This is a genomic window from Sphingobium sp. TCM1 (genome assembly GCF_001650725.1).
GTDB lineage: Bacteria > Pseudomonadota > Alphaproteobacteria > Sphingomonadales > Sphingomonadaceae > Sphingobium.
In genome coordinates, this window is sequence record NZ_LXVX01000040.1 from 43246 (window position 1) to 56114 (window position 12869).

General features: G+C 68.0%; 14 protein-coding genes. 13 read left to right on the forward strand and 1 reads right to left on the reverse strand.

Going from position 1 to position 12869, the window contains the following annotated elements; all coding sequences use genetic code 11:
* Positions 1-14 precede the first annotated feature (14 nt).
* The 13 genes from A7Q26_RS23535 (at position 15) to A7Q26_RS23595 (ending at position 12194) form a co-directional block, all read left to right on the forward strand.
* A complete protein-coding gene (locus A7Q26_RS23535) occupies positions 15-1988 on the forward strand; it encodes a conjugal transfer protein TraG (RefSeq protein ID WP_066865484.1) in 1974 nt (657 codons plus the stop codon).
* 9 nt (positions 1989-1997) lie between these two features.
* A complete protein-coding gene (locus A7Q26_RS23540) occupies positions 1998-2426 on the forward strand; it encodes a CopG family transcriptional regulator (RefSeq protein ID WP_066865486.1) in 429 nt (142 codons plus the stop codon).
* A gap of 173 nt (positions 2427-2599) precedes the next feature.
* Complete coding sequence (gene trbB / locus A7Q26_RS23545) at positions 2600-3586, forward strand: P-type conjugative transfer ATPase TrbB (RefSeq protein WP_066865489.1); 987 nt, start codon at positions 2600-2602, stop codon at positions 3584-3586.
* Positions 3583-3915 (forward strand): TrbC/VirB2 family protein, encoded by a 333-nt coding sequence (locus A7Q26_RS23550; RefSeq protein ID WP_066865492.1) that lies wholly within the window; start codon positions 3583-3585, stop codon positions 3913-3915. The genes trbB and A7Q26_RS23550 overlap by 4 nt, the downstream gene beginning before the upstream one ends.
* Entirely contained in the window at positions 3915-4196 is a 282-nt protein-coding gene (locus tag A7Q26_RS23555) for a VirB3 family type IV secretion system protein (RefSeq protein WP_066865495.1), read from the forward strand. Before A7Q26_RS23550 ends, A7Q26_RS23555 begins: the two co-directional genes overlap by 1 nt.
* On the forward strand, positions 4193-6682 hold the full coding sequence (gene trbE, locus A7Q26_RS23560; RefSeq protein ID WP_066865498.1) for a conjugal transfer protein TrbE: 2490 nt from the start codon (positions 4193-4195) through the stop codon (positions 6680-6682). Before A7Q26_RS23555 ends, trbE begins: the two co-directional genes overlap by 4 nt.
* Positions 6679-7437, forward strand: a complete 759-nt coding sequence (gene trbJ, locus A7Q26_RS23565) for a P-type conjugative transfer protein TrbJ (RefSeq protein WP_066865501.1) — start codon at positions 6679-6681, stop codon at positions 7435-7437. The genes trbE and trbJ overlap by 4 nt, the downstream gene beginning before the upstream one ends.
* A gap of 4 nt (positions 7438-7441) precedes the next feature.
* On the forward strand, positions 7442-7747 hold the full coding sequence (gene trbK-alt, locus A7Q26_RS23570) for a putative entry exclusion protein TrbK-alt (RefSeq protein WP_066865504.1): 306 nt from the start codon (positions 7442-7444) through the stop codon (positions 7745-7747).
* 1 nt (position 7748) lies between these two features.
* Positions 7749-9059, forward strand: coding sequence for a P-type conjugative transfer protein TrbL (gene trbL / locus A7Q26_RS23575; protein ID WP_066865507.1), 1311 nt, complete (start codon positions 7749-7751; stop codon positions 9057-9059).
* Between the two features lie 3 nt (positions 9060-9062).
* Entirely contained in the window at positions 9063-9746 is a 684-nt protein-coding gene (gene trbF, locus A7Q26_RS23580; RefSeq protein ID WP_066865510.1) for a conjugal transfer protein TrbF, read from the forward strand.
* Entirely contained in the window at positions 9743-10759 is a 1017-nt protein-coding gene (trbG, locus tag A7Q26_RS23585; RefSeq protein ID WP_066865513.1) for a P-type conjugative transfer protein TrbG, read from the forward strand. Before trbF ends, trbG begins: the two co-directional genes overlap by 4 nt.
* Positions 10756-11973, forward strand: a complete 1218-nt coding sequence (locus A7Q26_RS23590) for a TrbI/VirB10 family protein (protein WP_066865516.1) — start codon at positions 10756-10758, stop codon at positions 11971-11973. The genes trbG and A7Q26_RS23590 overlap by 4 nt, the downstream gene beginning before the upstream one ends.
* A complete protein-coding gene (locus A7Q26_RS23595; RefSeq protein ID WP_066865519.1) occupies positions 11970-12194 on the forward strand; it encodes a DUF2274 domain-containing protein in 225 nt (74 codons plus the stop codon). The genes A7Q26_RS23590 and A7Q26_RS23595 overlap by 4 nt, the downstream gene beginning before the upstream one ends.
* Before the next feature lie 14 nt (positions 12195-12208).
* Here A7Q26_RS23595 and A7Q26_RS23600 read toward each other — a convergent pair whose 3' ends face one another.
* Complete coding sequence (locus tag A7Q26_RS23600) at positions 12209-12517, reverse strand: hypothetical protein (protein WP_066865522.1); 309 nt, start codon at positions 12515-12517, stop codon at positions 12209-12211.
* Between the last annotated feature and the right edge of the window lie 352 nt (positions 12518-12869).

Here is a 12869-nt window from a genome sequence, read left to right on the forward strand (position 1 = left end):
CCAAGGAGACACCCATGTCCGCGACCAAAATTCTCTGGGGCCAGATCATCACCGTGTTCCTGATCGTGCTCGCCGGTGTGTGGGGCGCGACGCAGTGGACCGCCGCCGCGCTCGCCTACCAACCCGAGCTTGGCCCGCCTTGGTTCATGCTCGGCGGGTGGCGGGTCTATCCGCCACCGGCCTTCTTTTGGTGGTGGTTCTCGTTCGATGCCTATGCGCCCGACATCTTCCAGACCGGCGCGTTCATCGCCGCTTCGGGCGGGTTCGTGTCGATCGCCGTCGCCATCGGCATGTCGGTCTGGCGCGCCCGCGAGCTGAAGAACGCCGAGACCTACGGCTCGGCGCGCTGGGCGACCGGGCGGGAGGTCCGCGCGGCGGGTCTGCTTGGGCCGAACGGCGTGGTGCTCGGCAAGCTCGCCCGCGACTATCTCCGCCATGATGGCCCCGAGCATGTGCTGTGCTTCGCGCCGACACGGAGTGGCAAGGGCGTTGGCCTCGTCGTGCCGTCGCTTCTCACTTGGCCGGCCTCGGCGATTGTCCACGACATCAAAGGCGAAAACTGGACGCTGACGGCCGGCTTTCGGTCACGCCACGGCCGGGTACTGCTGTTCGATCCGACCAACACCGCATCGGCCGCCTACAACCCGCTGCTGGAAGTGCGGCGCGGTCAGTGGGAGGTGCGCGACGTGCAGAATGTCGCCGACGTGCTGGTCGATCCGGAAGGCTCGCTGGAGCGTCGGAACCACTGGGAAAAAACCTCCCACTCGCTGCTGGTCGGCGCGATCCTCCACGTCCTTTACGCCGAGCCGGACAAGACGCTGGCCGGCGTTGCAGGATTTCTGTCGGACCCGTCGCGCACGATCGAGCAGACATTAGCCGCGATGATGGCGACGCCGCATTTGGGAGAAGCCGGCGTGCATCCCGTCGTCGCGAGTGCGGCGCGCGAGTTGCTGAACAAGTCGGACAACGAGCGGTCGGGCGTGCTCAGCACGGCCATGTCGTTCCTCGGCCTCTACCGCGATCCTGTCGTGGCGCAGGTCACGCGGGCGTGCCAGTGGCGCATATCGGATCTGGTCGAGGGCGAGCGCCCGGCGACGCTCTACCTGGTGGTGCCGCCCAGCGACATCTCGCGAACCAAGCCGCTGATCCGCCTCATCCTCAACCAGATCGGGCGCCGGCTGACCGAGGAGCTGACGCCGAACGGCAATCGCCACCGCGTGTTGCTGATGCTGGATGAGTTTCCGGCGCTCGGCCGGCTCGACTTCTTCGAGTCCGCCTTGGCGTTCATGGCGGGCTATGGCCTCAAGGCGTTCCTGATCGCGCAGTCCCTCAATCAGATCGAGAAGGCTTACGGGCCGAATAATGCGATCCTCGACAACTGCCATGTCCGGGTGAGCTTCGCCACCAACGACGAGCGGACCGCCAAGCGTGTGTCGGACGCGCTCGGCACCGCGACCGAAATGCGCGCGATGAAGAATTACGCGGGGCATCGCCTGTCGCCGTGGCTTGGGCACTTGATGGTGTCGCGGTCAGAGACCGCCCGGCAGCTCCTCACCCCCGGCGAGGTGATGCAACTCCCGCCCGACGACGAGATCGTCATGGTGGCGGGCGTCCATCCGATCCGGGCGAAGAAGGCGCGTTACTATCAGGATCGCCGCCTGGCCGAACGGATCGCGCAGGCGCCAGCGCCGGAGACCGCCAAAGTCAGGCCCGACGACTGGACCGGGCGGCAGGCATCCGCCGATTCGAAGCAGGTCGCGCGCATCGTCCGTGACGTTGAGGACGCGGCCAATGGCGGGCTGCGACGCGAGCCCGAGTTGCCCGAGCATGTCGCCATCGTGCCGGAAGCCCCGGCGCCTGCGGCGCAGGAGTTTTCGATCGTCGACGACGAGCAGGACGACGCGGCCCGCCAGGCGGCGGTGCGCCGCCGGATGCAGGGCATTGCGCGCCAGGCGTCGCTCGATCCCGGCGACGGCATCGAGCTGTAGGAGGCGAACATGCGGACCCGGCTCAACGTCTATTTCCCGCCCGCGCTCGCCAAGCAGGTGGACGAGCTGGCGATCCGCCGCCGCATCTCGCGCTCGGCGATCGTGGAGGCTGCCGTGGCGTCTTACCTGTCGCCGGACAGCGCCGATCGGATGGAGGCGGCGTTCGCACGCCGGCTCGACCGCTTGTCGCGTCAGGTCCAGCGGCTTGAGCGCAACACCGGGCTGACCACCGAGGCGCTGAGCCTGTTCGTTCGGTTCTGGCTGTCCGTGACGCCGCCGCTGCCCGACGAGGATCAGGCGGCGGCGCAGGTGAAAGGCCGTAAGCGCTACGAAGGGTTCGTCGAGACGCTCGGCCGGCGCTTCGCCAGCGGCAAGAGCCTCATGGACGAAATACCGGAGGATGTCTGGCCACGGTCAACATCGTCCGAGTCGGAGTAGAAAGGGCGCGCCGACCTTGATGTAGTCTGCAAGCGAATTCGCCCCCGGCATCGTATCTACCGCCCCCTCTACTACGCCGATAAGTAACTGTTGCGACGTGAGCATTCCTGCGTCTCTTGATGTGCCCCTGACGCCGGGCGGCGGTTCGCCCGGCCCAATCCAGGGGCCGATCCTTGAACGTCCAGCCGATCCGATCCGAGGCAAAGTCACGCGGCGCACGGATGCTGCGCACCGCGCTCGGGCCGTCGATCGCGGCCTGGCTCGACGACCCTGCCGTCATCGAAGTCATGCTCAACCCAGACGGCCGGTTGTGGGTCGATCGGCTCGGAGAAGGCATCAGCGACACCGGCGAGCTGCTGTCCGCCGCTGACGGCGAGCGCATCGTCCGCCTTGTCGCACACCATGTCGGTGTCGAGGTTCACTCTCGCAGCCCCCGCGTGTCTGCCGAGCTGCCGGAAGGCGGTGAGCGATTCGAGGGATTGCTTCCGCCCGTCGTCGCGGCGCCGGCCTTCGCCATTCGCAAACTGGCGGTGGCGGTGTTCACGCTCGACGACTACGCGCGCGCCGGCATCATGTCGGCCGGTGAGGCCGAGGCGTTGCGCCAAGGCGTCAAGACCCGCGCCAACATCCTCGTCGCCGGCGGCACCGGCGCCGGCAAGACCACGCTGGTCAACGCGCTGCTGGCCGAAGTCGCCAAGACCACCGACCGCATAGTCCTGATCGAAGACACGCGCGAGCTGCAATGCGCCGCGCCGAATTTCGTCGCCATGCGGACCAAGGACGGCGTGGTCTCACTGTCCGAACTGGTCCGCTCGTCGCTGCGCCTGCGGCCGGATCGCATCCCCATCGGCGAGGTTCGCGGCGCCGAGGCGCTCGACCTCATCAAGGCCTGGGGCACCGGCCATCCCGGCGGCGTCGGCACGATCCACGCCGGGACGGCGCTTGGCGCGCTGCGCCGGATGGAGCAGCTCATCCAGGAGGCCGTGGTCACGGTTCCCCGCGCGCTGCTGGCCGAGACCATCGACCTGATCGCCGTGCTGGTCCGCGACGGGCACGGTCGCCGCCTCGCCGAGCTGGCGCGCGTCGAAGGGCTCGACCCCGCCACCGGCGACTACCGCCTCATTCCGCTTTCCACCACGCAACCGGGAGACCTGTCATGATCCATGCCCTTCGGCATGGCGCACGCCGCGCCATACTCGCCGCCACCGCCAGCGTCGTCGCGCTGACCTTCGCCGTTCCGGCCCATGCGGGCGGATCGTCGATGCCGTGGGAAGCGCCGCTCCAGTCGATCCTCGAAAGCATCGAGGGGCCGGTCGCAAAGATCGTCGCGGTCATCATCATCATCGTCACCGGCCTGACGCTGGCCTTCGGCGACACTTCGGGCGGCTTCCGGCGGCTGATCCAGATCGTGTTCGGCCTGAGCATCGCGTTCGCGGCCAGCTCCTTCTTCCTCAGCTTCTTCAGCTTCGGCGGTGGAGCGCTGGTCTGATGGACGTCCCAGATGGCCTTGGCTCACCGATCGCGGGCTTTCATGCCCCCGTCCACCGGGCGCTGACCGAGCCGATATTGCTCGGCGGCGCCCCCCGGTCGCTCGCCATCGTCAACGGCACGCTGGCGGGCGCGATCGGCCTCGGCCTGCGCCTCTGGATCGCCGGCTTGGTCATCTGGGGGATCGGCCATGCGCTGTCCGTCTGGGCCGCGCGCCGTGACCCCCAATTCGTGGACGTGGCCCGCCGCCACCTCCGTTACCCGAGCTGGATGCAGCCATGATGTCCTTGCGCGAATATCGCAACAAAGCGGCGAAGCTGTCCGACTTCCTGCCCTGGGCCGCGCTGGTCGGCGAAGGTGTCGTGCTCAACAAGGACGGATCGTTCCAGCGCACCGCCCAGTTCCGCGGACCCGATCTCGACAGCGCCACCCCGGCCGAGCTGGTGGCGACCACCGCGCGGCTGAACAATTCGCTGCGCCGCCTGGGCTCGGGTTGGGCGATCTTCGTCGAGGCGCAGCGCACGCCCGCGCTCGAATATCCCTATGCCGCGTTTCCTGATCCTGTTTCCGCACTCGTGGACATGGAGCGGCGCGAACAGTTCCGTGAGGAGGGAGCCCACTTCGAGAGCGCCTATTATCTGACGCTGCTGTGGATGCCGCCCGCCGAGGAAGCCGCGCGCGCCGAGGGCTGGCTTTATGAGGGCCGATCAACCAGCGGCGTCGATCCGTGGGAGCTGCTCAAGGGTTTCGCGAATCGCAGCGACCGCGTGCTGAACCTGGTCGAGGGCTTCGTGCCCGAGGTCCGCTGGCTTGATGACGCCGAGACGCTGACCTATCTGCACAGCACCATCTCCACCCGGCGCCAGCGCGTGCGCGTCCCCGAGACGCCGATGCACTTGGACGCGCTGCTCGCCGACGAGCCGCTGACCGGCGGGCTGGAGCCGCGCCTTGGCGAGCATCATCTGCGCACGCTCACCATCGTCGGATTCCCGAGCGTCACGTTCCCCGGCCTGCTCGACGAGCTGAACCGGCTCGCCTTCGAGTATCGCTGGTCCACCCGCGCGATCATGCTCGACAAGACCGACGCGACCAAGCTGTTGACCCGCATCCGTCGCCAGTGGTTCGCCAAGCGCAAATCCGTCGCCGCCATCTTGAAGGAGGTGATGACCAACGAGGCATCGACGCTGCTCGACAGCGACGCTTCGAACAAGGCCGCCGACGCGGACACCGCCCTGCAGGAGCTGGGCGCCGACTATGCCGGCATGGCCTATGTCACGGCCACGGTGACGGTCTGGGACCGCGATCCCGCCATCGCCGCCGAGAAGCTGCGGCTGGTCGAAAAGGTCATTCAGGGCCGCGACTTCACGTGTCTTCCCGAGGGCATGAACGCGATCGAGGCATGGCTGGGGAGCCTACCCGGTCAGACCTACGCCAACGTCCGCCAGCCCCCGATTTCCACCATCAATCTCGCCCACCTGATCCCCCTGTCAGCGGTATGGGCGGGGCCGGAACGGGACGAGCATTTCGGTGCAGCCCCCTTGCTCTACGCAAGAACCGAAGGCTCGACCCCGTTCCGGTTTTCCCTTCACGTCGGCGATGTCGGCCACACGCTGATCGTCGGCCCGACCGGCGCCGGCAAGTCGGTGCTGCTTGCGCTGATGGCGATGCAGTTCCGCCGCTATGAGGGCGCGCAGGTCTTCGCCTTCGACTTCGGCGGCAGCATCCGCGCCGCCGCGATCGGCATGGGCGGCGACTGGCAGGATCTCGGCGGGATGTTGGCCGACGAGGCGGAGACAGGTGTCCAGCTCCAACCGCTGGCCCATATTGATGACCCCGCCGAGCGCGCTTGGGCTGCCGAATGGCTGGCGGCGATCTTGGCGTCCGAAGGCGTCCCGGTCGATCCGCAGGCCAAGGAGCATATCTGGTCGGCGCTTGGCTCGCTGGCCTCCGCGCCCATACCGGAGCGCACGCTGACGGGCCTGGCCGTGCTATTGCAGAGCCAGCAGCTCAAGCAGGCTATTGCGCCTTATTGCATCGGCGGGCCGTGGGGCCGGCTGCTCGACGCCGAGGCCGAACGCCTCGGCGAGGCATCGGTCCAGGCGTTCGAGACCGAAGGCTTGATCGGCGCCGGGTCGGCGGCCGCGGTCCTGTCCTATCTGTTCCACCGGATCGAAGGTCGGTTGGACGGCTCGCCCACGCTCATCATCATCGACGAGGGCTGGCTTGTCCTCGACAGCCCGGACTTCGCGGCGCAGCTCCGCGAGTGGCTCAAGACGCTCAGGAAGAAGAACGCCAGCGTGGTGTTCGCCACGCAGAGCCTCGCCGACATCGAAACCTCCAACATCGCGCCGGCTATCATCGAAAGCTGCCCGACGCGCATCTTCCTTCCGAACGAGCGCGCCGCCGAGCCGCAGATCGCCGCCATCTACGAACGGTTCGGACTCAACCCCCGCCAGATCGAAATCCTCGGCCGGGCGACGCCGAAGCGCGACTATTACTGCCAGTCGCGGCGCGGCAACCGGCTGTTCGAGCTGGGGCTGGGCGAGGTCGCGCTCGCCTTCACCGCCGCCTCTTCCAAGACAGACCAGCTCCGCATCGCCGAGCTGGTTGAGACCCACGGCCGCGAGCGCTTCGCCGCCGAATGGCTGCGCCATCGCGGCTGCGCCTGGGCGGTCGAGCTTCTTCCCGAACCTGAACCCGATCCGCTGGCCGGCCGCCGGGAAGATACCGGCCAGCTCCCCTTAGCCTTGAAGGACATCGAATCATGAAGCCCTGCATCCTCCGCCGTGCCGTGCTGGCCGGCGCCATCGTCACGTCGAGCATGATCGGCATCACCGTCGCGACGCCGGCGCACGCTCAATTCGGCGGCATCGTCTACGACCCGACCAACTATGCGCAGAACGTGCTGACGGCCGCCCGGTCGCTCCAGCAGATCAACAATCAGATCCAGCAAATCCAGAACCAGGCGACGAGCCTCATCAACGAGGCGCGCAATCTAACCTCTCTGCCGTTCAGCTCGCTCCAGCAGTTGCAGCAACAGGTGCAGCGCACCCAGCAGCTTCTCGGCGAGGCGCAGCGCATCGCCTATGACGTGCAGAATGTCCAACAGGCATTCAGCAACCGCTACAAGGGGGCGGCTCTCACCGGCACCCACGCGCAGATGGTCGCTAACGCCAATGCGCGCTGGGAGGATAGCGTCGGCGCGTTCGAGGATGCGTTGCGCGTTCAGGCGGGCGTGGTCGGCAATATTGACGGCGCGCGCACGACGATGGACGGCCTGGTCTCGTCCAGCCAGTCGGCGACGGGCGCGCTCCAAGCCGCGCAGGCGGGCAACCAGCTTCTCGCGCTGCAATCGCAGCAGCTCGCGGATCTGACTGCGCTTCTTGCTGCGCAGGGTCGAGCGCAGGCGCTGGATTCGGCGCGCAACGCGGCGGTCGAAGCCGAAAGCCGCGAACGGCGCCGCCGCTTCCTGACGCGGTCCACTGGCTACCAGCCGGGCAACGCAAGCATGTTCCACGACTGAGCCGATGGACACCAAGCTCCTCGCGCGCATCGGCGCCATCATCTTCATCGCCATCGCCATCACGATGACGGCGATCGAGATGAGCCGCGCGCCTGAGCCCGCGCGCGACGAGCCGGCGGCCGTCGCCGACACTTCGCCGACGGTCGACCCGCTGCTAATCGAGCTGCGCCGCTGTCAGTCGCTTGGACAAGCTGGCGCGAGCGATTCCGCTTGCCTGCGCGCTTGGGCCGAGAACCGTCGTCGGTTCCTGGCACCCGGCGCGCGGCCCGCCGCGCGCATCGCCGAAGACGCTTCGGCACAGGAGAACTGACATGGGCGGCACCGGCGTCGTCGATCGCTTTCTGGATGTCTTCACCCGCTACATCGACAGCGGGTTCGGCCTGCTCGGCGGCGAGGTGGCGTTCATCGCCACGACGCTGATCGTCATCGACGTGACCTTGGCCGCTCTGTTCTGGAGCTGGGGCGCCGACGACGACATCCTCGCCCGCCTCATCAAGAAGACGCTGTTCGTCGGTGTCTTCGCCTATATCATCGGCAACTGGAACAGCCTGGCGCGCATCGTCTTCGAGAGCTTCGCCGGGCTCGGCCTGAAAGCGTCCGGCACCGGCTTCACCGCCGCCGAGCTGCTCCAGCCCGGCCGTGTCGCCCAGGTCGGCCTGGAGGCCGGCGAACCGATCCTCCAGTCCATCTCCGACCTGATGGGCTGGGTCGCGTTCTTCGAGAACTTCATCCAGATCGCGGTGCTGCTGTTCGCTTGGGCGCTGGTCATCCTCGCCTTCTTTATTCTGTCGATCCAGCTTTTCATCACCTTGATCGAGTTCAAGCTGGCGACGCTCGCGGGCTTCGTGCTCATCCCATTCGGCCTGTTCGGCAAGACGGCCTTCATGGCCGAGCGGGTGCTGGGGCTGGTCATCTCGTCGGGCGTCAAGGTGCTGGTGCTCGCCGTCATCGTCGGCATCGGCTCGACGCTGTTCGACGAGTTCCGCGCCGGCTTCGGGGGCGCACAGCCGAGCATTGAGGATGCGATGGCGGTAGCGCTTGCCTCGCTCTGCCTGCTCGGCCTCGGCATCTTCGGGCCGAGCATCGCCAACGGCATCGTTTCGGGTGGCCCCGCGCTGGGCGCCGGCGCTGCGGCCGGAACCGTGCTCGCGGCCGGTGGCGCCCTGGTCGGCGGTGCGGCCGCCGCCCGTCTTGGCGCTGGCGCGATGGCTGGAGCCGTTGGCGGTGCGGCTCGAGGCGCGGCCTTTACCTCCGGCGCCGCCAACAGCGCCTATGCCCTTGGCTCCGGCGGAAAGACCGGCGCGGCCGCAGCAGCGGGCGGCGCGGCAGGCGTCGGCAAAGCCGCCGTCGGCGCGGCCATGTCCCCGCTGCGCAAGGCCGCGGCCTCGCTCAAGGACAGCTACCGCTCGGGCGGTCGCGCCGCCGTCACCGCCACCGGCGGTTCCATTTCGGGCGGCAGTGGGGCGCCGTCGCCGGAGGCTTCCGGCGGTTCGCCCGCATGGGCCGCCGCGATGAAGCGCCGTCAGACCATGACCCACGGCGCGACCGTCGCCGCCCACACGCTGCGCTCGGGCGATGGCGGCGGCAGCGGCGCATCGGTCGATGTCAGCCAGAAGGATTGATCCATGTTTAGACGCCCCAACAACCGATACGGACAAACGCCCGAGCCAACGACCCCATACCAGCGCGCGGCGCAGGTATGGGATGACCGGATCGGATCATCCCGCGTCCAGGCGAAAAACTGGCGGCTCGCCTTCTTCGGCGCCCTCGCTCTTTCGGGCGGCCTTGCCGGTGGCCTAGTCTGGCAGTCGGCGCGCGGCCATATCGTCCCTTGGGTCGTGCAGGTCGATCGGCTGGGCGAGGCGCAGGCGGTAGCCCCGGCCGAGCCCGGCTACCGCCCGACTGACCCGCAGGTCGCGTTCCACCTGGCGCGCTTCATCGAGCAGGTCCGCTCGATCCCCGCCGATCCCGTCATCGTCCGCCAGAACTGGCTTCGCGCCTACGACTTCACGACCGACAAGGGCGCGCTGTTCCTCAATGACTATGCGCGAACCAACGACCCGTTCGCCAATGTGGGCCGGGTGCAGGTCGCGGTGGACGTGTCCAGCGTCATCCGGGCTTCGCCCGACAGTTTCCGCGTCGCCTGGACCGAGCGCCGCTATCAGGACGGCAGCCTCGCCGCCACCGAACGCTGGTCCGCGATCCTCACCGTCGTCGTGCAGCCTCCACGCACGCCTGACGCCCTGCGCAAGAATCCGCTCGGCGTCTTCGTCAATGCTCTCAACTGGTCGAAGGAGCTGTCACAATGACCGCCAGTCCGTTCCGCCGCGCCGCATCGGCCGCGCTGCTCGTCTCCGCGTCCGCGCTCGCCGGCTGCGCCACCACATCGGCGAAGCCACCCGCCATCGCCTATGACGATCCGGCGCCTGAGATTGCCGCCAGCCCCGCGCCGGAGCCGCCGCGTGCGGTCGAGGTGGTGACGATCCCCGAGCCGCTGCCGCTTCCCGGCCAGTTGAAGCCGGTGACGGAAAGCGCATCGCCGCCTGAACCCGCCGATCCGCGCAAGCGCGTCGGCGCGGCGAACGCCGCCGCCCGCGTGCAGCCGGTGCGCGACGGCTTCCTCAACGCGATCCAGCAATATCCCTGGACTGATGGCGCGCTCTATCAGGTCTATACCGCGCCCGGCCAGGTGACGGACATCGCCTTGCAGGAGGGCGAGCAACTCGTGGGGCCGGGGCCGGTCGCCGCCGGTGACACCGTGCGCTGGATCATCGGCGACACGGTGAGCGGCAGCGGCGCCACGGCCCGCGTGCATATCCTCGTGAAGCCAACGCGGCCCGACCTTGCCACCAACCTCGTCATCAACACCGACCGTCGCACCTATCATCTGGAGCTGCGCGCCACGGCCGCGACCTACATGGCGTCGGTGAGCTGGACCTATCCGCAGGACGCAGTGATCGCCTTGCAGGGCCGCAATACGGTCGCCGCAGCCGTAGCGCCGGTGGCAACTGGCGTCGACGTATCGGCGCTCAACTTTCGCTACCGAATCGAGGGCAACCGCGCGCCGTGGCGTCCGGCCCGAGCGTTCGACGACGGACGACAGGTATTCATCGAGTTTCCAGCCGGAATCTCGCAGGGCGAGATGCCGCCATTGTTCGTGACCGGCGCGGCTGGAGATGCCGAACTGGTCAATTACCGCGTGCAGGGCCGCTACATGGTTGTCGATCGCCTCTTCGCGGCCGCCGAGCTGCGCCTGGGCGATCGGCGAAGCGAACAGCGCGTCCGCATCGTGCGAGACGACGGACGGCGGGGGCGGCCGTGAGCGAGCCCGTAGACACCCCGGCCACCGCGTCCGCCGCGCTCCGTTCAGATTCCCAAGCCTTTCAGCTTCGCGGAGACCCGCCGCGCGTCATGCGCCTGTCGCGCAAGGCGCTCGCCGTCGTTGGCGTCGCCGCCGGCCTCGGGATCGGCGGCTCGCTGATCTATGCGCTGCGGCCGCCCGGCGAGAAGACCGCGCAGGAACTCTACAACACTGACAGCAGGGCCACGGCCGAGACCATCACGTCCGGGCCGCGCGACTATGCGCAGGCGCCCCGGCTCGGCCCACCGCTGCCCGGCGACCTCGGCGGCCCGATCGTGGCGGCGCAGCAGCGCGGCGAGAACGTGCCCGTGCCGTCGATCGGCGCACAGCCAGGTCAACCCGATCCTCGCGCTCAGGCGGCCGAAGCCGCTCGCCAGCGCGCGCAACAAGAGCGCGACGCGGCTCGCACCAGCTCGGTCTTCCTCGGCAGCGGCGGGGGCACGGCCTCCGCATCGGCTCCGGCACTGCCCGCCATGGCCGCGCCGAGCCCGGCGGCTCCAACGACGACCGATGCGGCGGCGCAAGGCGACCGGGCCGCAAAGCGTGCCTTCATGGCGCAGGCGTCAAGTCAGCGCACGGTCAGCGTCGAGCGACTCACGGCTCCGGCATCCCCTAACATCGTGCAGGCCGGCAGCATCATCCCGGCTGCGCTCATCACCGGCGTCCGTTCGGACCTGCCCGGCCAGATCACCGCCCAGGTGACGGCCAACGTCTATGACAGCCCGACCGGGCGCATCCTGCTTATTCCTCAGGGCGCGCGGCTGATCGGCGAGTACGACAGCGAGATCGCCGCTGGGCAGACCCGCGTGCTGCTCGCCTGGGACCGTCTAATCATGCCGGACGGCCGCTCGATCGTTCTCGAGCGCCAGCCCGGCGCGGACGGCGCTGGCTTCGCCGGCCTGCAGGACGGCGTGAACGAGCATTGGGGCAATCTTCTCAAAGCCGCCGCCGTCTCAACGCTGCTCGGCGTTGGCGCGGAACTGGGCGCGGACAGCGAAGATGACCTGACCCGCGCGCTGCGTCGCGGATCGCAGGACACCATCAATCAGACCGGTCAGCAGATCGTGCGCCGGCAGTTGAACGTGCAGCCGACGCTCACCATCCGGCCGGGCCACCCGTTGCGCGTGGTCATCACCCGCGACCTCGTGCTCGAACCCATCGGAGGAACGCGATGACGAAGTTGAAGCTGGGGCCGCTCGCCGACGACCGGCCGGTGAAGCTCGCCGTGGAGCTTCCCGCCGCCGTCCACCGCGATCTTGCCGCCTATGCCACCGCGCTGGCGGCGGAGACCGGCGGCGAGGCTGTGACGCCGGAGAAGCTGGTTGCGCCGATGCTCGCGCGGTTCATGGCGAGCGACCGTGGCTTTGCGCGCGGGCGGCGTAGCGCTAAAGCCTGAGCGCCGCGAGAGGATCAGTTGCCGAGGAAGCGCCTGCGGCGTTCAGCGGCATCGACCTTGATGATCGCTTCTTCGGCCGTTGCGCATTCGCCGCCACGGACCGAGCCGTCGCGGCATCCGGCAGCGACCTGACGGGCCTCGTCGATATTCGCCATGAAATACTGCGTCCCACGCGCCTCGCTCGATAGAGGGACCGCAGGCGGAGCGGTAGCGGCTATCGCGGCCTGCTCCGCTGGCGCGATAACCGGCCGCAACAAATATCCGCCTGAGAAACCGATGACCAAGGTGACGAGCACGATAATGATTGTCTTGCCTTGCCCCATGACAGTAACTCCATGAACTGGCAGTCAAATTTACTGAAATCTCTGCGCGAAATCAAAAGAGAGCGCGTAGCGTGCTTTGATGAATTCAAGGAAACGCCGTAGCGCCGGGTTGTCGTTGTCAGCGCGCCAGCAGCCGGAATGGCCCGTTAAGGCCGGCCCCTGTTCGCCGTGTATCGCTCGATAGACGACATCGGGATAGCGCGCTCCGGTTGAGCCTTCGCAAACGATGCTGATGCCAGAGCTTGAGGATCAGCGTGCAATAGGCACCCCCTTCGTGGGGTGATCGGCGTGCAAAAAGGACCCCTTCATCCCGGGGATTTAGTCGGCCGACTGGTTTTGATCAGTTGGCGAG